Raw genomic sequence first — 22206 nt, forward strand, 5'->3', positions numbered from 1 at the left:
GAAGAGCGCCGACGTTTCCGGCGGCGCCCCTTGATGAGCTTGATCCTGCGGTTGGGCCTGGAGGTACCACCCCCGCAGTGTCACTCAGATGGTTGCGCGGCATCAGCCTTCGTTGATCGGCAAAGCGACGAAGCGGCTGGAACCATCGGCCTCGACCTGGAAGAGCGCACGGGTGCGACCGTCCTTCTTAGCCTGTTCGAGAACCTTGCCGACATCGGCTGCGCTTTCGACCTTCTTGTTGTTGACCGAAAGAATCTTCTCGCCGTTCTTCAGGCCGCGGGCGGCTGCTTCGCTGTCCGGATCGACATCGGTCACGGAAAGGCCGGAGCCGTCCTCAGCCGGGGCAACGGTGATGCCGAGGCTTGCCAGCGCCTGTTCGCTTGCCGGAGCCGGATCGTCCGGCTGCGTGGGCTCAGCGGAAGCAGCCTCATCGCTTGCCATGTTGCCGAGCGTCACCGGAATGGTCTGCTTCTTGCCGTCGCGCCACAGATCGACATCGACCTTGGTATTCGGCGTAAAGGCTGCGACACGGCGGGCGAGATCACGGGCATCCTTGATCGGCTGGCCGTTGACCGCCTGAACGACGTCACCCTGCTTGATGCCTGCCTTCTGGCCCGGAGAGCCTTCCTGCGGAGCAACGACCAGCGCACCGGAAGCTTCCTTCAGGCCGAGCGAGTCGGCAATGTCCTGCGTTACCGGCTGGATCTGCACACCGAGCCAACCGCGCTCGACCTTGCCGTCCTTCATCAGGTCGGCGATCACGTCCTTGGCGGTGGAGGCAGGGATCGCGAAGGCGATACCGACATTGCCGCCCGACGGCGAGAAGATCGCGGTATTGATGCCGACAACCTGACCGTTCAGGTCGAAAGTCGGGCCGCCCGAGTTGCCGCGGTTCACGGCTGCGTCGACCTGGATATAGTCGTCATATGGGCCGGAGCCGATGTCACGGCCACGGGCCGAAACGATACCGGCAGTCACGGTGCCGCCGAGGCCGAACGGATTGCCAACTGCGACAACCCAGTCACCGACGCGAACCTTGCTGTCATCGGCAAAGGAGACATAGGTGAACTTACGGGCCGGCGCATCGACCTTCAGGAGCGCTAGGTCGGTACGGCTGTCCTTGCCGACCAGCTTGGCATCAAGTTCGGTGCCATCGTTCAGCACGACCGTATAGGCCTGTCCATCGGAAACGACGTGGTTGTTGGTGACGATGTAACCGTCTTCGGAAATGAAGAAGCCGGAGCCCTGGGCAGTCGGACGCAGGTGGTGCGGACGATTTGGCCCACCGGGGCCACCGCGCTCTGCGCGGTCACGTGGGCCTGCGCCCGGGCCCGGGCCACCGGGACCACCTTGGCCGCCGAATTCCTTGAAGAAACGCTTCAGCGGATGATCATCCGGCAGCTGGTCGAAGCCGCGGCCGCCGAAGTTGAAGGAGAAATTGCTGTTGTCGTCGGAGACCGGCTGTGCGTCGGACTGGACACGAACCGAAACGACCGCGGGGGAAACTGCAGACACGACATCCGCGAAGCTAGGTGCCTGCGGCGCTGTCACGGAAACCGGAGCGGCAAAGGAGGACATGACCTGGCCTGAGATGCCGGTGGACAGCATGACGGCGGCAAGGCCGGCAACGGTCGAGGTCTTCAGCACTGTCTTGAGGGAGGGACGTCCAAACGTCATGGTGAAAGCTACCTTCTTCTCTTCGTCACTCAATCTTGGTCAGGCTGCCGATGGGCAACCCGCCGTTGTTCGATGACAGAGATATAGGCGTCGTCACCTTAACTGCAGGTGGCTAGAGCATGAAATGTTCGTAATATTTCGAAATATCCGGCCCGTGGTCCAAAACCTACTTGCCGAGCAGTTCGTCGATTTTGGCTTTCTCTTCGGCACTTAACACCTCGGAAGGACGCCGCGCAGGCCTGCTCCTGACAAAAATGACAAGAGCGAAAATACCCGCGATCAGAAGTCCGATCGGCATGGACCACAAAATGATCGTCTTGCTGCTGAGCCGCGGATTGAGCAGCACGAACTCGCCGTAACGCGACACGACGTAATCTACGACCTGTTTGTCCGTATCGCCATCGGTCAGCCGCTGGCGAACCAGCACGCGCAGATCCTTGGCAAGCTCGGCATTGCTGTCGTCGATCGACTGGTTCTGGCAGACCATGCAGCGCAACTGCGCCGAAATCTGCCGCGCACGCTGTTCGAGTGCCGGATCTTTCAACACCTCGTCCGGATTGACGGCGAAGGCTTGGATGGGGGTGAGGAGGAGGAAAAGAGCGATCAGGAGTTTGGTGATAATTCCCCTTCTGGCCTGCCGGCCATCTCCCCCACAAGGGGGGAGAAAACCCGTGGCACCGTCTTGCCCGGATCTAGAGTCGAGGGCAGGGCCATAAAGCCCCTCCCCCTTGTGGGGAGGGGTTGGGGAGGGGTTTTGACAATTCATTCCGCCGGCTCCATCACAGCCTTGACCTGCTTGGCCTTCCTCGACGGTGCGCCCACGCGCAAGCGTCGATCCGACAGAGACACGAAACCACCGACCATCATGATCAGGCAGCCGCCCCAGATGCACAGGATCAGAGGCTTCCACCAGATGCGCACGACGATGCCACCGCCATCCATAGGATCACCGAGAGAGACATAGAGCTGGCTAAGCCCGAAGGTCAGGATGCCGGCTTCCGTGGTCGGCATGCGACGCGCTGTATAAAGCCGCTTGGACGACCAGACATCGGAGACCACAGCGCCACCGGAGCTCACCGCAAAATGCCCCCGCTCCTCGGTGAAGTTCGGGCCGACAGCTTCGCGAAAACCGTCGAAGGTCAGCGAATAACCGCCGGCGTCCGCCGTCTGCCCCTGCTTCATCTCGACGACATGTTCGGTGCTGAAAGCCGATGCGGCAACAATACCGACAACGGTCACGCCGAGGCCGAAATGGGCGAATGCCGTGCCCCAGGCCGAGCGCGGCAGGCCTTTCAAGCGGCGCAGCGAGGTCATCACCGGCAGTTTACCGAAGTTGCCGCGATACCAAAGGTCGGCGATCGCGCCGAGCATGCCCCAGCAACCGATTGCCAGTCCGAAGATCGTAAGGACCGGGCCGCCGTTCTGCATATACCAGAGCAGCAGGCCTAAAAGCAGCGCGAGGCCGGCGAAAACCCAGAGCCGCTGCAGCGCCCCATAAAGATCAGCCCGTTTCCAGGCAAGCATCGGTCCGAGCGGCACGGCGATCAGAAGCGGCAGCATCAACAGGCCGAAGGTCATGTTGAAGAACGGTGCACCAACCGAGATTTTTTCACCCGTAAGGGTTTCCAGCACCAGCGGATAGAGCGTTCCGGTCAAGACGGTCGCAGTCGAAACCGTCAGGATCAGGTTGTTCAGCACCAGCGAACCTTCTCGCGATATCGGCGCGAACAGGCCACCAGCCTTCAAGGTCGGCGCTCGCCATGCAAACAGCATGAACGCTCCTCCGATAAAGATCGCCAGAATGCAGAGGATGAAGATACCGCGCGACGGATCGGTGGCAAACGCATGGACCGAGGTCAGCACGCCGGAGCGCACAAGGAAGGTACCGAGCAACGATAGCGAAAAGGTCATGATCGCGAGAAGCACGGTCCAGATTTTCAAGGCCTCGCGCTTTTCCATGACCAGTGCCGAATGCAGGAGGGCCGTGCCGGCAAGCCAGGGCATGAAGGAGGCGTTTTCGACCGGATCCCAGAACCACCAGCCGCCCCAGCCGAGTTCGTAATAGGCCCAGTAGGAGCCCATGGCGATGCCGGCGGTCAGGAAGGTCCATGCGGCGAGCGTCCATGGGCGCACCCAACGTGCCCATGCCGCATCGATGCGGCCTTCCATCAGCGCCGCCACGGCAAAGGAGAAGCAGACGGAAAAGCCGACATAACCGAGATAGAGAAGCGGCGGATGGATGGCGAGCCCGAAATCCTGCAGGATCGGGTTCAAATCCTGCCCTTCAGCCGGCGCCGGATCGAGGCGCAGGAACGGATTGGAGGTCAGAAGGATGAACAGCAGGAAGGCCAGGCTGATCCAGGCCTGCACGGCCAGAACATTGGCTTTCAGCGTTTCGGGAATATTACGGCCGAAGACGGCGACCAGCGCGCTGAAGAAAACGAGGATCAGCAGCCAGAGCATCATCGAGCCCTCGTGATTGCCCCAGACGCCGGAATATTTGTAGATCAGCGGCATCAGCGAATGGGAATTCTCCCAGACGTTCTTCACCGAAAAATCGGAAACGACATAGGCCCAGGTCAGCGCGGCGAATGACAGCGCCACGAGGCCGAACATGACGAGCGAACCGGTCGTCGCCACCGCCATCATGCTAGCGTCACGCCGATGCACGCCGATCAGCGGCAGGAGCGAGACGATGATTGCGGTCGCAAGCGCCAGTACCAGCGCGAAATGGCCGATCTCGACGATCATGGCGTGGTGCTCCCGACAACCTGTCCGCTTTTGGCTCCAGCCTTCTTACTCTGGTCGTCCTTGGCCGGCGCCATGCCCTTGCCGGTTCCGTCCTCCCAGACACCATCCTTTTTCAGCCGGTCAGCAACTTCCTTGGGCATGTAGTTCTCGTCATGCTTGGCAAGCACGCTGTCAGCCACGAAAGCATGCGTCGCGGCATCGAAGGAACCTTCGGTGACAACCCCCTGCCCCTCGCGGAACAGGTCGGGAAGGATGCCGGTATAGCTCACAGGCACGGTCGCCTTGCCGTCGGTCACGGTGAAGCTCACAGTAGACCCCTGCCCGCGCTTCACCGATCCATCCTCCACCAGACCGCCGAGCCGGATGCGGGTTCCAGGCTGCAGATTGGCCGTGGCCAGATCGCCCGGCATGAAAAAGTAAGCGACGGACTGCGAGAAGGCGAACATCACGAGGAAGACGGCGATGATGATAAAGCTCATGCCGCCGGCGATTACGGCCAATCGTTTCTGCTTGCGCGTCATTGGGTTACTCCCATCTTGGGGGTGGCTCCCGGATTTGCCGCGCCTTCGGCCGACAGTCCTATTTCCTGTGCGAGCGCGATCAATTGTCTGCCCTCGTTTCCATCGGCGGGGAAATGCTCCAGCCCGGTCTTCAAGGCGGCTTCAGCCTTCTCCCTGTCGCCGAGCACCATGTAGGATCTTACCAGCCTCAGCCAGCCCTCGATATTGTTCGGATCCGATTCCAGCTTTGATGCGAGGCTGTCGACCATGCCGCGGATCATGTCCTGGCGATCACCCTGCGACATATCCTGCGCTGCGGCTACATCATCAGCGTTCGGGCCGCCCAGAGAAGGCGGCGCTGCAGGTGCCGCAACGGTGCCGCCATTTTTGGCGATATGTTCGTTGATCAGGCCCATCCACGGAGCATCTCGGGGCGAAGCCTTGGCGATCTCCTCGAAGGTCGCTTTCGCGTCAGTCGCCTTGCCGGCCTGTTCCTGTGCCACGCCAACATAAAAGCGCGCGCGCACATCACCCGGCTCCAGCCGAACCGCTTGCTCGAAGGCAGAGCGGGCGTCCTCGGTCACGATACCATCATTGGCAACGACCAGCGTCTCGCCGAGGCCCGACAGACGTGCCGCACTGGGTCCGATCAAGCGAATCGCATTTCGATAAGCAAGTTCGGCGTCCCCAAGCCGTGCAGTGCGGAAATAGATCGGAGCCAGAATATCCCAGCCGGAACCATCGTTCGGATTCTGCGCCAGATGCCGCTCGGCTTTCGCCACCAGCAGCGACATGTCATTGCCTGGGTTCGCCAGCCGCGCTTCCAGCGGCTGATCGGGCAAACCTGGGCTGCCCAGCATGACGTAGAGACAGAGCCCGATAGCAGGCGGCGCGACAGTCACGATACCGATCGCCATCCTGCGTAATCCGCTCGTCTTTACCGCGTCCGCAGCATCTACATTTTCCTTACCCGCAGCGGCCAGCAACCGGCGACCGATCTCGGCGCGCGCATATTCGGCTTCCTCGGCGCTGATCAGGCCGCCGGCACGATCCCGGTCGAGTTCCTTCATCTGGTCACGATAGACCTCGATCTCTCCGGCATTGTCAGGCGCAAGGGCCTCGGGACGCCGATAGAGCGGATAAAGCAGCGCTGCAGCGACGATTGCCGTCATGAGCGCAAGAAGGATCCATAAAATCATGTTCGCCAATTACTGCAACGGCGGTGACATTCCAATCGGTCCCATGCCGTTGACGTGAATTTGAGAGATCTCCGTGGCCCATGGCCACGCCACGGGCCAGGTCTTTAGAACGTTTCAAGACTGATGGGAATGTCTATCGACTACTATGACCTGTATCAAATTCACGAATCCGTGCGGGCATATCCGACACGAATTCAGTTGAGCGGCGTCCAGGTCCCGTCGGAATTGCGGCAGGCGGCGCCTCTCGCGAGTATGTCCCGACCGTCGACAGTAACCGTGTGCCGGTATTGCCGGCAATTCTGTGCGCCTACCTGGTAAGGTGCGTTGGCGACGACCGTCCCGTTGGCGTTATCGCCCTTCCATTGAACAGACTGCCCGCCGGCCATCTCTTCCAGAGCACGGTATTCAGCTTCCAATGCGCGCGAGCGGTCGCTGGATGAAAGCTCTGCACCACTACGCCCAACGATACCGCCCTGCAGGGCGGTAATATAGCCTGCCGAGGCAGACGGCTTTGGAGACAAGAGCCCTCGCGCACCGGCCGCAGAACGCGACGTCGACGTGCAGCCGGAAACGACAGCTATTCCGCAAAGGGTCAACAGCACGGTTGAAAAGCTCGTGGGGCGCATCGCTTGCTTATGGTCTCCGACTTGCATGCTCGGCAGAAAACGAGGTCTTCACATCAGCATCTCCGCCCGCCTTGGGAAATAATTCCCTGGCTAGGTTGATCGAGACCGTTGCAGAGCCTTGTTCGTCCGCCTTTCACTTCAATGATATAGCAGGCGATGCGATCGTCCAGAAGATATGACAGCAAGTCTTTAGCAGTTGCTCATTGGCCACAGGTTTCATGAGCGGCGTCAGGCTGCGTCACGGGTCACGCCGGGCAGCAGAAGTCTTGCTCGCAATCCTCCGTGCGCACCACGGTCCAGATTGAAAGTACCATTGTATTCAGAGGCGATTTCACTGACGATCGAAAGGCCGAGACCGGCACCGGGCTTGCTTTCGTCCAGCCGTTTTCCGCGTTTCATCGCTATGGTGATCTGCTCCGGCTCGAGACCGGGACCATCATCCTCTACAATCAGCTCTACCCATGCCCTTCGGGCAGCCTCGCCTTCGGAACCCGGCGGCGGAGACGACGGAGCGATCGCTACCCAGATATCGGTCTTGGCAAAACGCGCGGCATTCTCCAGAAGATTGCCAACCGTCTCTTCAAGGTCCTGCTGTTCCAGCGCCACCGCCAATGACGGCGGTGAAACGGAAAGATGGAACTTCGTGTCCGGGTTCAACCTGCGCATGACGCGCACCAACCGCTCCATCACCGGTTCGGCCTCGCTTCTGGCGAGAAGCGAGTCGCGCTGGGCCGCGATCCGGGCGCGATTGAGATAGGACTGAACCTGGGTCTGCATCGCTTCGGCCTGGGAGCGCACCAGATCGGACGGCACCTTCTCGCCCAGCCGCCCTTCGTTGAGCAGCACTGCAATCGGTGTTTTCAACGAATGGGCAAGATTTCCCACCTGCATGCGCGCACGCTCCACGATACGCCGATTGCTTTCGATCAGCGCATTGATGTCGTTGGCCAAGGGCATGATTTCGCGAGGGAAACGTCCCTCCAGTCGTTCGACTTCGCCGCGCCGCACCCGCTCCAGTGAACGGCGTGCGCCCTTCAACGGCAACAGGCCGAAAAGGATCGCCAGGCCATTGACGATCAGGCTGCCAACGCCGAACACGGCAAGCGTGATATAGAGATTGCGCGAAAATCCGTGCACGTCATCTTCCACGACGGCCAGATTTCCCGAAACGCGAAACCGCGCCGCACGCCCTTCGCCGTCGAGAACCACTTCGGTCTCGGCCACGAGCACCGTATTCCCGAAAGCATCATTGGTGCGGTAGAACCGTTCGTACCGATTGTTGAACGGCACGCTCAGAATGGTCGGCACCTTGATGTTCGAGGTCCCGAGGGAAGACGAAGAAAGCGGTGTCGCCGCGAAAGTGCCGAGCGGCTCGATGATCCAGTACCAGCCAGTCTCCGGCTGCGAGAAACGCAGGTCACCGAGTTGCGGATTGCCCGAAAGCTTGTTGTCCTCACCAATCGTCATCGAGTTGATGACGTTATAGAGCTGCGCACGCAGAAGATCGGTAAAAGCCCGCTCCGACGATTGCCGGTAGAGCTGCGAGATGACGATCGCGATCACCACCAGCGCTACGGCAGACCATGCGGTCGCAAGCAGAAGCACGCGTGCGGTGAGTGACCGAAATCCTCCCATGCCAAGGCTCGGAGGCTGTTTGGGGAGACTATTGGGCATCGGCCGGCGCTTGCATCCGGTAGCCAAGCCCACGCACGGTCTCGATCAGATCAACACCGATCTTCTTGCGCAGTCGACCGACAAACACTTCGATCGTGTTGGAATCGCGATCGAAATCCTGGTCATACATATGCTCGACCAGTTCGGTTCGCGATACGACCGTGCCCATGTGGTGCATGAGATAGGACAGAAGGCGGAATTCGTGGGAGGTCAGCTTCAGGGCAATGCCATCGACCGTTGCCTTGGAAGCCTTGGTGTCGAGGCGTACCGGGCCACAGACGATCTCTGACGACGAGTGACCAGCCGCGCGACGGATCAGCGCCCGCACTCGCGCCAGCACCTCTTCGACATGGAAGGGTTTTGCCACATAGTCGTCAGCACCGGCGTCTATGCCGGCCACCTTGTCGCTCCAGCGATCACGCGCCGTCAGCATCAAGACCGGCATGCCCTTGCCGTTGGAACGCCATTTCTCAACGACCGTGATGCCGTCCATTTCAGGCAGGCCGATATCGAGAATCACCGCGTCGTAAGGTTCCGTATCACCAAGGAAATGACCCTCCTCGCCGTCGAATGCGGTATCGACGACATAGCCGGATTCTTTCAATGCGTCCGAAAGCTGGCGATTGAGATTGACGTCGTCTTCGACCACGAGAATGCGCATGAACCGTCCCCTGCATAAAATCTTGCAAGTATCTAGCGCATCAACCCGAAAACCGCACCCGGTTTCGGATCCAAAAAGGCGCTGATGTCTAGTATACCTCGCCTACATCGGCACCCGGACGGTGACCTTGCGCGGCCGTTCGCTGCCATTGCCCTGCACAAGGACCGTCACAATGCAGGTCTGGCCATCCGAGGACGGCTGGGCCGACAGAAGCTGTCCACCAGTGTCACGGACAACGCGCGAGGCGGCTGTGCCACAGTCGCCCGCAACAAGAACGAGATAGTCTCGAGCAGTCGCAGGCTTCCCAGGCAATGCTGCGAATGCAGTGCCGGCAGCCAAAATCGCTATGATCGGCAGTCGCGCCATGTTTACCTGTTTCCACTCAACCGACGAAAGGTCATGTCCAATGCATGTTATGGATTATGTATCGGATGACGGCTGAATGGCAAATGAATGCTCCGTAATCCTCCCCTTCAGGATGGCCTGGAGGGGGCTTTTCCACCGATTGAGCCGGTTGCCACAAGGCGTCCGTAAAGCGCCAGAAGGCCACCCGCCGCCCCCGTAAGCGTCACTGCGATATCGGCCAGCTCCGCCTGATCCGCAGCCCCGATCTCAAGGCCAGCAAGCTGTAGCGCGGAGGCCGCAACAGCAATCAGGGCGCCCCAGATCGTCTTCGACTGATACCAGTTCTTCATCAAATCCATCTGTTCATCTCCTTGTTATCAAAGATTGATCGAAGATCGCGCAGGAATGCCGAAAGGAGCCGCGCGTCCCATCTGCCTGACTGCGAAATCGATACTTGTTTGCCGTTCACCGAAATCGGTAAGCTCGTCTTCTGCGGCATAGGAAAAGGACGGCTCAGTCACTTCAACGCTCCTCACCACATCGCCATGTGCCATCAGATCGATTCGATATCGCTCCTGTGGTTCGTCCATCGGGATGTCCAAGGCCTCCCAGCCATCTGCGTCCACCCGGCCGCATCGTGTCCAGCCTATGACGATGTCTCCATCAGCTCTCCTGTCGGCCCAAAGATGCACAGGTGCCAACGGAGTTTCGGCGCGCTCACCACCCGTAAACACACGAGGTCCGGCCTGACCGCCACCGCTGCCAAGGCTCTCGACGAGCCAGTTCAGCGACCGCCCGCGTTCCTCGCTGCCAAGCCCAAGCGACACCACCGCTTCATCCAGCACGACAAACGGACTGCCAGCCACGGCACCGGCCCCAGTCGCATCCTGCGTGCCGGCAAGCCCCCGCAGCAGACCGGACAGCCGCCAGCGTTTTGGCGCGATTTCCTGCGCCGACAGAAAGCCAATGATTTCCCAGGCACCATTCTGCGCCTTCACCGCGATCCGGTTTTCGCCGGAAAGAACCGCGACTTCATCGACCGATGCCAGCCCGCCAAAATGAAGATCCAGCTCCAGTACATTCGCATGATCGAACCGGCCAGAGACGCCGGGCCGCAGCGGCGAATACAGCGACCCGAGCCGTGCAGGGCGATCAATCGTCACCCGTGTGCGATATGCCTCGCTGGTTGCCGAGGAGGAGATCACCATGCGCCGCCACGGCCGGCAGTAACCGGCAACGCAGGCGAAACTTTCCGATGCGGCATCGGTCAGGCGCGGAAGGTCCATGAAGTGCAGGAGGGGCTGAAAGGCATCGGAAACGCCTCCGCCGCTTGTGTGGCCCCGGCTGGTCGCCACATGCGAACCGGAAGGCGGCACCGCCACATGATGGCTCGCCTCGATCCGGCGGATCGCGCCCTCTTCGATACGCTCAACCACGAATATCCCATCAGGCCCATCAACGAGCCGGATCGCGTCACCCGTCCCGATTGCCTGGTCGGCCGGTGAAATCGCAAAATTCACGGTCCGCCTGGCAATACGGTTTGCCCGCAGGGCAGCTTCAACCGCAGCAAGCGCCGTCTCCTCAAAAAGCGTCGCCGGCAGATCGTAGCCCAGCACCCGCTTGCCTGCGGCCACAACCGGGCGCGAGCGCACGCTTGCCTGCTCGTAGTCCAGCACCGGATTGAAGAAACCCAATGCGGTCTCGGCAGGGAAATCGCTGTCGTGCCCCCGGTTTTCCGTCCATAGCGGTTCATCCTCGATATCGGCCAGAACATTGATTTCATGCGGTTCAAGGCTCGAGGCCAATCGCGAGCGAAACCGTATCCGTCCGCCGTCCTCGACCGCATCGATCTGAAAGGCCTCCATCAGCGGCTCGATCAAGGCCCGCGCCGAAGTGAGGTCCGCCTGCACGAAACCGGTCAGGTCACCGCTGACCGCGGAAACATCGAAATCCTCGATGCCATGGTCAACAAGGATCGCGGCAATCGCATCGGCAAGCGTGGTGCCGCCAATACGCCCGTTAAGCCAGTGCCCGGTCCGCCAGTTGCTGCCGTCGCTCCAGAACGACAGGTCATCCGGAAAGGCCGGCTGCGGGCGCGCGTCCCATGTCCAGACAAAAACATGGTCCGGATCGACCATGCCCTGCGGTGCTGTATTGCCTTGCCAATGATCGTGGTGCGCCTGAAGAAAACGCCGCTGCTGGCTGTCAGATCTTCCACCCGAAGAGAAGTACGGCAGATTGCTTTCTGCCGATTTCGGATCGACGAAGACATTCGGCTGATTGGCGCCCTTGTCCACTGCCGGACATCCCAGTTCGGTAAACCACACGGGCTTCTGTCCCGGCATCCAGATCGTCGGCGTCGTCCGCTCCGCACCGTCTACACGGTCGAAATGCAGACTAGACCACCAGCTTTCGATATCCTTGTAACGAAAGACCCAGGGCTTGCCCGCCAGCCCGTCGGTTATGGGGGAGCGAAGGCGATTTTGCCGGTCAGCCTCACTGGCATAATACCAGTCATACCCTTCACCGGCTGCAATCTGCCCTGCCATCCCCGTCACGTCGTCGCGCGCAACAAAGCCATCCGGGTTACGCTTTATGAGGTCATCGTCGCGCCAGTCGGCGAGCGGCATGTAATTGTCGATGCCAACCGCATCGATGTCCGGAGAGGCCCAGAGCGGGTCGAGATGAAAGAAAACGTCGCCGCTATCGTCCTGCGGATGATAGCCGAAATATTCGCTCCAGTCGGCACCATAGGTTATCTTCGTCTCCGCTCCGACCCTCGCCCTGACATCCCCGGCAAGTTCGACCAGTTCATCAACAAAGGGAAACCGATCCGCCTCATCGCGCAATTGCGTCAGCCCGCGCAGTTCAGAGCCAATGATAAAGCCGTCTACACCACCCGCATCGCCCACCATATCCGCATAATGCAGAACCATGCGACGATAACCTTCGCTGTCTTGGCTGAAGGCCTCCACCTGGGCCCGAGCAACCGCCGTCCGGTCCACCGACCCGGCTTCTCCCGGGGCAGGATGACAGGTGATCCTGCCCCGCCAGGGATAGGCCGCCTGTTCACTGCCGCCATAAGGATCGGGCAAACCGTTTCCAGCCGGAACATCCATCATCACGAACGGATAGAGATAGACCTTCAACCCACGCGCCTTGAGATCCGCGATTGCCGCCCTGACGCTCCTGTCGCTCGGCGTACCGCCATAGGCAGGCGCGCCGTCGCGCCGGCTGACTAGGTAGGCCTCACCTCGCCCGATGCCCGCTACCGACCAGGGATCGCTTTCATCGCGCCGCGCCTCCACTTCGACACCCGGCCTGATCCGGCAATGCCCGGCACGGAGATCCGTGCCGAACCATGAAACGACCAGCGCCACCCGCTGAAGGTTCGGGCAAAGCGCCTGCAATTCATCGATCGAGGCCTGCCAGTCGGTCAGCGCCGTCGTCGTATGCCGGTTGATGATGCGGCCGCTGCCCTCACCGGTGCTCTCCGTTACCTCACCGGTCTGATAGCCATGCTCCGTCGCCCCCGGAATGATTGTCACCGCCCGGATCTGCGCCTCCAGCCTGCCAACCGGTCGCAACACCTCAAACTGCAGCAGCGGAATACGATTGCCGAACGCATCGAGCGGCAGCCTTTCGAAGACGACATAGGCCAGCCCGCGATAGGCCGGCGCCAATCCCTCTCCCTGTTTCGCCTCGATCAGCGGATCGGGCAGCTGTTCCTCGTCGCCGCGATAGACGCGCATTTCGATCGCGGTCAGGTCGATTTCCCGGCCATCGGCCCAGACACGCCTCACCGAAGCGATCGGCCCTTCGCACAACCCGATGGCGAAATTGGCAAAGTAGCGAAACGTCTCGATACGCGGGCCCGTCGCCTTGCCACCGGTGCGTTCACTCGTCACCTCCTCCTCGAAACGCGTCGCCCATATCAGCGTACCGCCGATCCGCGCCGTGCCATAAAGCCGGTTGATCGCACTCCCCTCATCGGCACCCGGAATCCGCGCCGTACCGAGCCTTACGCCCGAAATTGTAGTGTTTCCGTTGATCAAGGCCCGATCGACCATACTCCCGGCCAAAGCGCCAGCAGCCCGACCAACAATCGCGCCGATGGGACCAAGAACACCGCCGAGCGCCGCGCCCGCGGCCTGAAAAAGAAGAGTAGCCATGATCTCTCCCCACGCACCGGCCCTTACGACTGGATGCGCGCTAAAATTGTGATAGCGTGTGTATGTTTGAGAGCAAAAGCAGCACGCGCCGAGCCAGCCCGGCGCATCAGCGAAGGTTGGCTACGCTGACTTCGGCAGAAGCCCTGCTTTCGAACATGGAGGTAAAGTTATGAAGCTTCGGCCGATTAGCCTTACACTTATCTGGAGAGTAACCCGGACGGGCTGGTCAATGACCGTCCGGGTACATTTCAATAGATAAGCAAAACGGTGGGCGGGGCTGCAACCGCGCTCACCACTCCGACAATATACGCCAACTGACAGCCGTTTTCAATCAATCCGGGTTTCCGGAAAGCGATGCACGGCCGCAATCCTGCGCCGCCATGAAGCCACCAGCGCTGAGCGTATCACCGCAGCCTTTTCATAGGCGTGAATGAAATGCGTCGACCCAGCCAGAATACCGGCATGCTTTGCCGCACAATCCGGCCGCCAGCGAAACAGAAGCAGATCTCCCGGCCTCGCCTCTGCCAATGGCAAGGCCGGTCCGAACAATCGCCGCCCGGCCTGCATCAGTCTATCCTCGCCGCTGCGCTCGGCCCAGTCCGGCGCATAGGGCTGTACGACTTCCGGCTCCTGGCCATAAAGCTCGCGCCAGACGCCACGGATCAGGCCGATGCAATCGCAGCCCACGCCTTTTACTGCGCCCTGATGGCGATAGGGCGTGCCGATCCAGTTTTCCGCCAGCGCGACGATCCGATCACCCGGCCCCGTCATTCGAAAATCGGGCCGCCGTCATGGACCCGCTCCCCGTCTGCATAGGAATAGGCGAAGTCCGAACCCGGCACATGCGGGAAGCCACGGAAATTCAGCGAATTGGCGAAACGCTCCCGACACATTGAAAACGTCTTGTCGCAGCCGGCCGTCACGGTGAATGCCCGGCCCGGCTCGACCTCCTCTTCCAGCGGCAACCAGAGTGAAAGGACAGCAGTCCCGTCCTGGCGCCTGCCATGTCCATCCAGCTCGGCGGAAAGGCCTGACGAAAACACGACCCTGCCCTGCCGAAAAAAACCATCGGCGAAACCGGACAGCCCCGATACGAGCAACCTGCTTCTGTCGATCATCTCGACGACCGATCCTTCGCCACGCCAGGCGGCAAGATTCATCCTGCACCTGCCATCCCCCAGGCTCGCGTCGCAACGGCGATTGTAAAGCCTGCCCTGCGGCTGGTTCAGCCGGTGTGCCATGCTGCGCAGCTCCGCACGAAACCGGCCGCCGGCCCGCACGACCTCCCCGATTTCGCGTATATTCAGCAGCATGCGCTCATCCGGCGCGGTCCAGTTGACGAGAAACAGTTCCACCCGGGCACCATCATATCGTCCGACCGCCAGATCCTCTTCCTCGATCGCCGCACTTGAAAACCCACCTGCCACCTCGTCAGCTTCCGCGCCAAGTCCTGCGGCCTGCTCGCTTTCGCTCGCTTCAAAGCCGCTCGCCGCCAGAAAATTCGTACCGTCGAAACTAAGGTCGCGGTCGTGGTCGGTAAAACCGATCACGACGTCATCGCGCCGCGTCACCCGCCAGCAATGGCAGGTCGTCGTCGCCTGCCCGTCGAGATGCGTCTTGAACGCCTGCGGGATTGTCCTCATGCCAATATCTCCGTCAGCGGAATGGTCGGGATACGCCCGGCATCGAAATGCGCGAGGTTGACGTCGATCCGGTCGATGTCGAAACGCACCGGCACGTCGAATTCATATCCGGCCTCGATCAGCGCGCCGGCCACCGGCACATGCCCCGCAGCAAAGGTCACCATCCCGGTCGTCGCATCGACCGTATAGGTCGCATCCGTGACAGCCACGCCTTCCACGGCAACCAGCACGCTCTCCCGAACCGGCTTGGTGATCCGCCGCGTCCAACTGCCACCCGCATCCTGATAGGCCTTTACCAGTTGAAACACGGCTGTCACGCCATCGCCGGTGCCGATGATCTGGTCGTTTGCGGACACTACCCCGCCCGGTGAGCAGGAGGCCCAATCCACCGGATCGCGAAAGCGAAAACCATACAGTTGCCCCCGCCGCGCCTCGAAGAACTCCAGCACTGCATAAAGATCGGTGAGCGAGCGGATACCCGATCCGACCTCATAGCTGCGGCGGCTATCGCGCCAGCGCTGGTTGCGCTGTTCCCGCCCGTTCGAGAGATTGACGATATCCGTGCGCCGCACCGGCCCGCCGCTCGCGCCGAGCGCCAATCGCAACGGAAAACGTATTTCATGAAACCCGCTCATGCCGATTTCCCCCTAAAGTGTCCGGTTCAAAGCCCTCTGCGCCCACGCATCACGCTGCGTGCGAGCATGGCCGAAACCTGCGCCTCGCTCTTGCGAAAGCTCGCGACATCCGTCGCCGTCACGTTGAAAACGATCTGTGGCCCTGCCCCGCCGCCAGCCGAAGCCACGCCGACCGAGCCATCCGGTCCGCGTTTCAACGGCAAGATCGCCTCCGGCCCCGCCTCGCCCATCAGGCCGGTGCCGCCATTCATCGGAAAATAGCTTGGTGCCCGTACGACCCCGCCATCGGCAAACGGCGTCACGGATCCGATCAGCGATCCCACGGCATTTCCGAGCAGGCCTTCAAGCGGCTTCAGGCCGGCACTCAGCGCAATATCCGTCAGCCGGTTGCCCAATCCGCGCAGCACGTCCTCCAGCCCCTTGCTGCCGGTCGTTGCCGATCTCAGCGCACCGGTCAGCGCCGTACCGAACCGCTGCGACCTGGCCTCCAGATCCGCCATCACGTCCGAAAGCGCCTCTGCACCGGCAAGCGTTGCAGAGACATCCGTATCGTCGTTTTCCATTGTTGTTCTCCGTGAGCCACAGTTCCTCATCCGCCTGCGGGGAGAGGACCAGGATGAAGGTCAGACATTGCTGCGCCGACGCCCACATCCGGAAACGCTCGCATCAACGCATCCAGTTCGGCCCTGCCAGCCGCCATCTCGCGTGGCCGCGCGGCACCTGTCATGAGAAGGAATTCCACCGGCGTCAGCGCCCAGAAATCCCGTGAAGAAAGCCGCAGCAGGTAGAAGCCGACATGCATCACCACGTCCCAGGGAAATGGCGCCGACGCGCCTGCCCTGTCGTGACGCACATTCTTTCCCGCTGCGGCATTCAAGGGTTTGCTGCAGCACCCTCCCCGCGCCCGGAAAAGGTCGCTGTCAGCAGGTCGCCAACGATACCGGCATAGGTCGCGATCCCTCCCTCGACGCTCATTGCCGCCACCTCGTCGTCCGAAAGCAGATTTCCGCCGCCGCGCAGGCCCGCGCCAATGATACGGATCATGTCGGCGGACTTCAGCCTGCCGGAGGAAAAACGCGCCGCCAGCCCGTTCAGGTCTTCCGCGGAAAATGCCGTCTCGAGTTCCGCCAATGCGCCCAGCGTCAGGCAAAGGATACGACGCTCGCCGTTCAGCACCGCCTCCACCTCGCCGCGGTGCCGGTTGGCCCGGCTGCCGGTTATCGTCGCCCCGGCCATCACAGCGCACCGAAGGTGATTGCGCCGGCGGATTCAAGCGCCAGTTCAAAGCGCACCTCGCCATTATGCTCGCCGGAATATTCGAGAGCGCTCACCTGAAACGGACCGGCGATCGTACCGAAACCCGGAACGACGACCTGCCAGTTCAAGATCGCGGAGGCGAAGAAGGCGGCTCTTACCTTTTCATCGCTCGCCTGATCCTTGAATATCCCGGCGCCTGTCAGCGATGCGCGCTGGACACCCGCGCCGCCCAGCAATTCCCGCCAGCGCCCGACGCTTTCCGCATCCGTTACATCCACCGTCTCCGCGTTGAATGCGAGACGACGCGATCTCAACCCCGCCACCGTCATGAACGTTCCGCCATCGTCGACCTTCAGAAGCAGGTCCCTGCCTTTCTGCGCTGCCATTCTACCATTCCTTTTCGATTGGTTGTCGTCTTCGCCCGAAAGGCCACTTCCCGCTGTTACGAGGACCTGCTACAGCCGTTACCGCCAGTTCCCTTCGCGATGTCCCGCCATGCCTCATCCCCCCAGTTCGGTCAGAACCGTGAGCGTCCTCGCCGTTGGGCAATTGATCGGATGGGGAACGACATTCGAAGCAGTCGGGGCGATCGGCCGCAAGCTCGGCTCGGATCTTGGCCTTGCAAACGAGATCGTCTTTGCGGGCCTATCCGTCATGATGATCACGAGCGCCTTCGCAAGCCCGTTGACGGGCAGGATGCTGGAGCGTTTCGGCGCCTCACGCGTGCTTTCCATCGGAACCCTGTTCTTCGCCGCAGGACTTTGCGTTCTGGCCAGCGCACAAGGGGTGATCGGCTACATAACTGCCTGGATCATCCTCGGTCTTGGTGCAGCGCTTGCCCTCAATGCCCCGGCTTTCACCGCCGTGGTCGAACGCGAAGGCGTCGAGGGAAAGCGCACGATCGCCATTCTCATGCTGTTCACCGGCCTGTCGCCGACGATTTCCTGGCCGCTGCTCAACCTGCTGCATGATCTGATCGGCTGGCGTTCGACCTTCCTCTGGGCCGCCGGATTGCAGGTCTTCGTCTGCCTGCCGCTCTATCTGTTCGGCCTGCCGAAACCGGTCGCCCGGGAAACCGCACGCATATCGGCCAACACCGCACCAGTACCGCTGACTGCGGCCGGCAAAAAGGCAGCCTTCATCTTCGTGGCGCTCTCAACGGCAATCGCCTCCTTCGTCACCTTCGGCCTGTCGCCTTCCCTTCTGGAAGTGCTGCAACAATCCGGTGCCACGCCTGAACTCGCATTGCAGCTTGCCGCAGCACGCGGCGTGCTCGGCATTTCGGCACGCGGTTTCGATATGCTGCTCGGCAAGCACGGTAATCCCTTTCTCACCTCGGTCAGCGGGATCAGCCTGATGATTGCCGGCTTTAGCAGCCTTCTCCTGTTGCCACCGTCAACTGTCAGCCTCTGGATCTTTGTCGCACTTTACGGCTTCGGCTCGGGCATATTGGTCGTCGCCCGCGCATTGCTGCCGCTGGCGCTGTTTTCGCCGAGCGAATACGGCCGTCAGGCGTCACGGCTGATGATGCCGCAGAATATCGCCAACGCCATCGCCCCGATCCTGTTTACCGCCCTGCTTGACCGAACAGGGGTGTCCACCGCACTCATCATTTCAATCCTGCTCACGCTTGTCGCTCTCTGCTCGGTCATCCTTTTGATCTCGCTTGTCAGAAAAGCGCGCCGAACGGCCAGCATCGTCACTCCGTCACGGCCCTGAAACGTATCTCGCTGAGATAATATCTGGTCTTCGGCTCGCGACGGCTTCGCGCACTGATCCTGAGCAGGTTCACCAGAAGGGCACCGTCGAGCGCCAGATCCGCATTGTCGAGCAGCGCCGTCACCTTCGCCGTAATCTCCAGTGCCTGCCGCCGTCCGTCTCCCTCTGACCAGACCTCCAGTGTGATAAGATGCTCCTCGCCGGCCTCGGTCACGGTGGAAAGATCGCGGGTCTCCATTTCGCCGATCACGATTGCGGGTAGTTTCGGCCGCGTCTGCAGGCGATCACGAATGCCATCCGGCCCGATCAGCGCCGTCAGCACCGCATCGCCGGCAAGCCGCAAATGGATAGAACTCAGAAGTGCATTTGCCGCACTCATCCCGCGCCCTCCTCGCAAAGACAGGTCAGATAGCGCCCGGTCTCATCCGGGTCCTGGACCAGCTTCACCGCAAACAGCCGAGCACCCTTGCGCAAACGCTGTCCAGCAGAAACATCGCTGCGAAACCGCAGCCAGATGCGATGTGTAATCGTGCCGATCTCGGCACCGGCCCGTTCGGCAAGGCTTGCCGATACCGGTTCGACCTTGGCCCACATGGCGGCGGTCTCGGTCCAGTTCACCGTCGCGCCCCCTTGCCCGTCCGGTATTCTGACCGGGCCTTCCAGCAACAGCCGCGCCGTCATCTGGCCGGGGTCGAAGAAGACCACCATCAGAGCCTCCGCATCCGGAACGGCGCGATCAGCCGCTCGTAGCCGTCGGGAACACCGGCCGGCTGCTGCTCTGCCGAGATGACGCCGCGAAAAGCGAACATGTGGCCTATATGGATCAGCATCGCCCGTTTCAGCGTGTCCGGCACATCCGTTCCCGCCTCACCATAACCGGCCGAAAAATCGATCTCGATACCATTCACGGCCCGGCCCGGAGAAGGTGGTTCACGCAGCCAGAGCCGTGCCGGACGCCCCACACCGTCGAGCAGATGGTCTTCAAGCGAAACATCAACGGCTGCGCCATCGGCATCATAAATCGTAACGGATAGAATCGCTTGCAGCGGCGACTTGAGGATTGGGATCACTCCGTCCGTCTGCCATCGATCAAGATAGAGCCGCCAGCTTTGCGCGATCAGGCAAAGCCCCGTCTCGCTCTCCAGAAACGTGCGGGCGGTCGTGATCAGCGACAGGAGAAGCGCATCCTCTTCACCGCCATCAAGCCGCAGATGCGCCTTCACCTCGGCAAGCGTCAGCGGTTCCGCCAGTGGCGGATCGATCAGTGCATAGGTCATGGAAATCCCTTGGGTAAGCGAATAGCGAATTGAGGGTGGCGAATAGGGAGATGGCTTGTAGCGATGGGAGAAAGCGGTCGCGTCCGCCCCTCCATTCGCTATTCGCCACTCCCTATTCGCTTCGCGGTAGCATCAGCTCACCGCAAACTTCACCAGCTTGATCGCCTCGAAATTCTGCACCCCGCCACCGACACGCTTGGTGGTGTAGAACAGGACGTAAGGCTTGGCCGAATAGGGATCGCGCAGGATACGCACTCCCGCCCGGTCGACGACCAGATAACCCGAACGGAAATCGCCGAACGCGATCGACAGCGAACCCGCCGCCACATCCGGCATTTCTTCGGCTTCCGCCACCGGAAAGCCCATCAGCGTTGCCGGCTGACCGGCAGATGCCGGCGGGCGCCACATGTAGTTGCCGTCGGCGTCCTTGAACTTGCGGATATCGGCCTGCACCTTGCGGTTCAGCATGAAGGTGCCGTTCTGCCTATGCCCCGCCTTCAGCGAATAGATCGCGTCGACCAGCGTGTCCGATGGTCCGGTGGATTTCCAGGCGCCCGCGGCCCCGGTCGCGATATAGCCGAGATTGCCCCAGGTCCAGACGCTGTCGGCCACCGCTGTGTAGGACAGAAATCCCTTCGGCTTGTTGACGCCATCGCCGCGGATGAAGGCATCGCCCTCCTGTTCGGCAAAGACGATATCCACCTCGCCGGCAATCCAGGCCTCGATATCGACCGCGGCATCGTCAAGCAGCGCCTGCGTTGCCGCCGGCATGGCGTAAAGTTCCATGGTCGGAAACGACAGTTCGGCAAGCTGCGGCGCATTGGTCTGCGGCCGCGCCGCTGTCTCAGCCACCCAGCCTGTGGCAAGACCGGTCGTCGCGAACGGCTTCTTCAATACCGCGGTCGAGACGGTGCGCACGGTCGAAAGCGCCCGCATCGGCGAGACGACGGCAACCCGCCTGCCGATCTCGCTATCCGTCTCGTCCGGCACGAGATAACCGCCATCCGCACCGCTGCCTGCCGACATCGCCTTGGCTTCCAGCTCGCGCAACCCCGCCTCGTCACCACGGCGGACATAGGCATCGAAGGCGGCCTTGTGCTCCGCCACGTCCGGCGACAGCTCGGCTCCTCCATGGGTATTGGCACGGGCCGATCCGAGCTGCGGCCGTGCCTTCTTCAGAACAAGCTGGTCGAGAACCTTCTTCTGGTCGTCCATTGCCCGGTTGATACGGTCGACCTTGTCACGAGTGACGATATCCGATGTCAGCTTCTGCTCGATTTCGCCGAGCCTGCGGTCGTTGACATCCTTGAAGGCCTCGAACGCCTCCATGAACTCGTCGAAAGCCGCCGTTACCGTCTCGGGTATGGCCTTCACTTCGGGCGCCACCTTGTTTGCCTGCATAACCTGCTCCGTCATATCGATTTTCCCTTGAAGCTTGAGGTGAACATCATCTTCGCCGCCCGCCGCATCTGGCGGACGAGTTCTGTTTCCCGATCTCGAAAGAACCGGGCATGCTTGACGTCGGAAACCCTGGCCGATGGCAGCATCGGAAAGGTCACGACGGAAATTTCCCAAAGATCGGCTTCGAGGATGCGCCGCACCCCTGTCTTGGCATCGGTGCGCGCCTTGACGGTCCGAAACCCGATCGAAAGCCCGTCCAGCGCACCCGTTTTCATCAGTGAAAACACCTCGCGCGAGCGGCCCACGCCCGGCGACAACACGCCCTCGACAAAAAGCCCGCGGGCATCCTCGCGGATCGTCTTCCAGGCGCCGATCGGCTCGTTCGGATCATGCTGGTAAAGCATCCGCACGCCATCCGCGCCGCGGGCGACAAGCGAGTTCAGAAACGCCCCGCGCTCGATCTTGTCCTTGCCGAGATCGACCTCGCCGAAGACGCTGGCATAACCGGAAAAGGTGCCGTCGCCGGTAATCCCGGCCAGTTCCAGATTGGCGAATTTTCGGGCCGTCGGGCGCAAAGGAATACGCATGGGGGCGCGATGCCCGCGGTAAGCGTGCATGGAAATCTCCTGAATGAACTTAGCGAACGGCTCGGCGTGCGCTCTTGGCTGA

The 22206-nt window shown here is 61.3% G+C and carries 24 protein-coding genes; 1 reads left to right on the plus strand and 23 read right to left on the minus strand.

The window, feature by feature from the left end; all coding sequences use genetic code 11:
- Window positions 1-102 precede the first annotated feature (102 nt).
- The 18 genes from GGE33_RS09155 to GGE33_RS09240 form a co-directional block, all read right to left on the minus strand.
- Window positions 103-1677, minus strand: coding sequence for a Do family serine endopeptidase (locus GGE33_RS09155; RefSeq protein WP_183822574.1), 1575 nt, complete (start codon window positions 1675-1677; stop codon window positions 103-105).
- 166 nt (window positions 1678-1843) lie between these two features.
- On the minus strand, window positions 1844-2299 hold the full coding sequence (locus GGE33_RS09160) for a cytochrome c-type biogenesis protein (protein WP_343062446.1): 456 nt from the start codon (window positions 2297-2299) through the stop codon (window positions 1844-1846).
- A gap of 140 nt (window positions 2300-2439) precedes the next feature.
- On the minus strand, window positions 2440-4428 hold the full coding sequence (locus tag GGE33_RS09165) for a heme lyase CcmF/NrfE family subunit (RefSeq protein WP_183822578.1): 1989 nt from the start codon (window positions 4426-4428) through the stop codon (window positions 2440-2442).
- On the minus strand, window positions 4425-4949 hold the full coding sequence (gene ccmE, locus GGE33_RS09170) for a cytochrome c maturation protein CcmE (RefSeq protein ID WP_183822580.1): 525 nt from the start codon (window positions 4947-4949) through the stop codon (window positions 4425-4427). The genes GGE33_RS09165 and ccmE overlap by 4 nt, the downstream gene beginning before the upstream one ends.
- Entirely contained in the window at window positions 4946-6127 is a 1182-nt protein-coding gene (gene ccmI, locus GGE33_RS09175) for a c-type cytochrome biogenesis protein CcmI (protein WP_183822582.1), read from the minus strand. Before ccmI ends, ccmE begins: the two co-directional genes overlap by 4 nt.
- A 194-nt stretch (window positions 6128-6321) precedes the next feature.
- Window positions 6322-6753 (minus strand): hypothetical protein, encoded by a 432-nt coding sequence (locus tag GGE33_RS09180; RefSeq protein ID WP_183822584.1) that lies wholly within the window; start codon window positions 6751-6753, stop codon window positions 6322-6324.
- A gap of 228 nt (window positions 6754-6981) precedes the next feature.
- The gene (locus GGE33_RS09185) at window positions 6982-8388 is read right to left on the minus strand and encodes a sensor histidine kinase (protein ID WP_183822586.1); all 1407 of its coding nucleotides are present in this window, start codon (window positions 8386-8388) and stop codon (window positions 6982-6984) included.
- A gap of 28 nt (window positions 8389-8416) precedes the next feature.
- Window positions 8417-9088, minus strand: a complete 672-nt coding sequence (locus tag GGE33_RS09190) for a response regulator transcription factor (protein ID WP_148145533.1) — start codon at window positions 9086-9088, stop codon at window positions 8417-8419.
- Window positions 9089-9190: 102 nt separating this feature from the next.
- Complete coding sequence (locus GGE33_RS09195) at window positions 9191-9454, minus strand: hypothetical protein (protein ID WP_183822588.1); 264 nt, start codon at window positions 9452-9454, stop codon at window positions 9191-9193.
- 107 nt (window positions 9455-9561) lie between these two features.
- Window positions 9562-9792, minus strand: a complete 231-nt coding sequence (locus GGE33_RS09200; RefSeq protein WP_183822590.1) for a hypothetical protein — start codon at window positions 9790-9792, stop codon at window positions 9562-9564.
- Between the two features lie 18 nt (window positions 9793-9810).
- Entirely contained in the window at window positions 9811-13605 is a 3795-nt protein-coding gene (locus GGE33_RS09205; protein WP_183822592.1) for a baseplate multidomain protein megatron, read from the minus strand.
- Between the two features lie 327 nt (window positions 13606-13932).
- A complete protein-coding gene (locus GGE33_RS09210; protein WP_183822594.1) occupies window positions 13933-14376 on the minus strand; it encodes an NlpC/P60 family protein in 444 nt (147 codons plus the stop codon).
- A complete protein-coding gene (locus GGE33_RS09215) occupies window positions 14373-15248 on the minus strand; it encodes a DUF2163 domain-containing protein (protein ID WP_183822595.1) in 876 nt (291 codons plus the stop codon). The genes GGE33_RS09210 and GGE33_RS09215 overlap by 4 nt, the downstream gene beginning before the upstream one ends.
- The gene (locus GGE33_RS09220) at window positions 15245-15883 is read right to left on the minus strand and encodes a DUF2460 domain-containing protein (protein ID WP_183822597.1); all 639 of its coding nucleotides are present in this window, start codon (window positions 15881-15883) and stop codon (window positions 15245-15247) included. The genes GGE33_RS09215 and GGE33_RS09220 overlap by 4 nt, the downstream gene beginning before the upstream one ends.
- A 26-nt stretch (window positions 15884-15909) precedes the next feature.
- Window positions 15910-16446, minus strand: a complete 537-nt coding sequence (locus tag GGE33_RS09225) for a phage tail tape measure protein (RefSeq protein WP_183822599.1) — start codon at window positions 16444-16446, stop codon at window positions 15910-15912.
- A gap of 26 nt (window positions 16447-16472) precedes the next feature.
- Window positions 16473-16736, minus strand: coding sequence for a rcc01693 family protein (locus GGE33_RS09230; RefSeq protein ID WP_343062382.1), 264 nt, complete (start codon window positions 16734-16736; stop codon window positions 16473-16475).
- A gap of 20 nt (window positions 16737-16756) precedes the next feature.
- Window positions 16757-17119: a gene transfer agent family protein gene (locus GGE33_RS09235; protein WP_183822601.1), complete on the minus strand. Its 363-nt coding sequence runs from the start codon at window positions 17117-17119 to the stop codon at window positions 16757-16759.
- The gene (locus GGE33_RS09240; RefSeq protein ID WP_183822603.1) at window positions 17119-17526 is read right to left on the minus strand and encodes a phage major tail protein, TP901-1 family; all 408 of its coding nucleotides are present in this window, start codon (window positions 17524-17526) and stop codon (window positions 17119-17121) included. Before GGE33_RS09240 ends, GGE33_RS09235 begins: the two co-directional genes overlap by 1 nt.
- A 109-nt stretch (window positions 17527-17635) precedes the next feature.
- Here GGE33_RS09240 and GGE33_RS09245 point away from each other — a divergent pair, with 109 nt between their 5' ends.
- On the plus strand, window positions 17636-18859 hold the full coding sequence (locus tag GGE33_RS09245; protein ID WP_183822605.1) for an MFS transporter: 1224 nt from the start codon (window positions 17636-17638) through the stop codon (window positions 18857-18859).
- On the opposite strand, the gene GGE33_RS09250 is transcribed toward GGE33_RS09245, so the two are convergent.
- From GGE33_RS09250 to GGE33_RS09270, 5 genes are all read right to left on the minus strand, one after another.
- Window positions 18840-19238: a DUF3168 domain-containing protein gene (locus GGE33_RS09250; protein WP_183822607.1), complete on the minus strand. Its 399-nt coding sequence runs from the start codon at window positions 19236-19238 to the stop codon at window positions 18840-18842. The two genes, GGE33_RS09245 and GGE33_RS09250, sit on opposite strands and share 20 nt — an antisense overlap.
- Entirely contained in the window at window positions 19235-19567 is a 333-nt protein-coding gene (locus GGE33_RS09255) for a phage head closure protein (RefSeq protein ID WP_394353638.1), read from the minus strand. Before GGE33_RS09255 ends, GGE33_RS09250 begins: the two co-directional genes overlap by 4 nt.
- Complete coding sequence (locus GGE33_RS09260; protein ID WP_183822609.1) at window positions 19567-20136, minus strand: head-tail connector protein; 570 nt, start codon at window positions 20134-20136, stop codon at window positions 19567-19569. The genes GGE33_RS09255 and GGE33_RS09260 overlap by 1 nt, the downstream gene beginning before the upstream one ends.
- Window positions 20137-20268: 132 nt before the next feature.
- Window positions 20269-21552, minus strand: a complete 1284-nt coding sequence (locus tag GGE33_RS09265) for a phage major capsid protein (protein WP_183822611.1) — start codon at window positions 21550-21552, stop codon at window positions 20269-20271.
- Complete coding sequence (locus tag GGE33_RS09270; RefSeq protein WP_148145549.1) at window positions 21549-22154, minus strand: HK97 family phage prohead protease; 606 nt, start codon at window positions 22152-22154, stop codon at window positions 21549-21551. The genes GGE33_RS09265 and GGE33_RS09270 overlap by 4 nt, the downstream gene beginning before the upstream one ends.
- Between the last annotated feature and the right edge of the window lie 52 nt (window positions 22155-22206).

Origin of the sequence: Aliirhizobium cellulosilyticum (assembly GCF_014198105.1) — a bacterium.
In the GTDB taxonomy this organism is placed as follows: Bacteria; Pseudomonadota; Alphaproteobacteria; order Rhizobiales; family Rhizobiaceae; genus Neorhizobium; species Neorhizobium cellulosilyticum.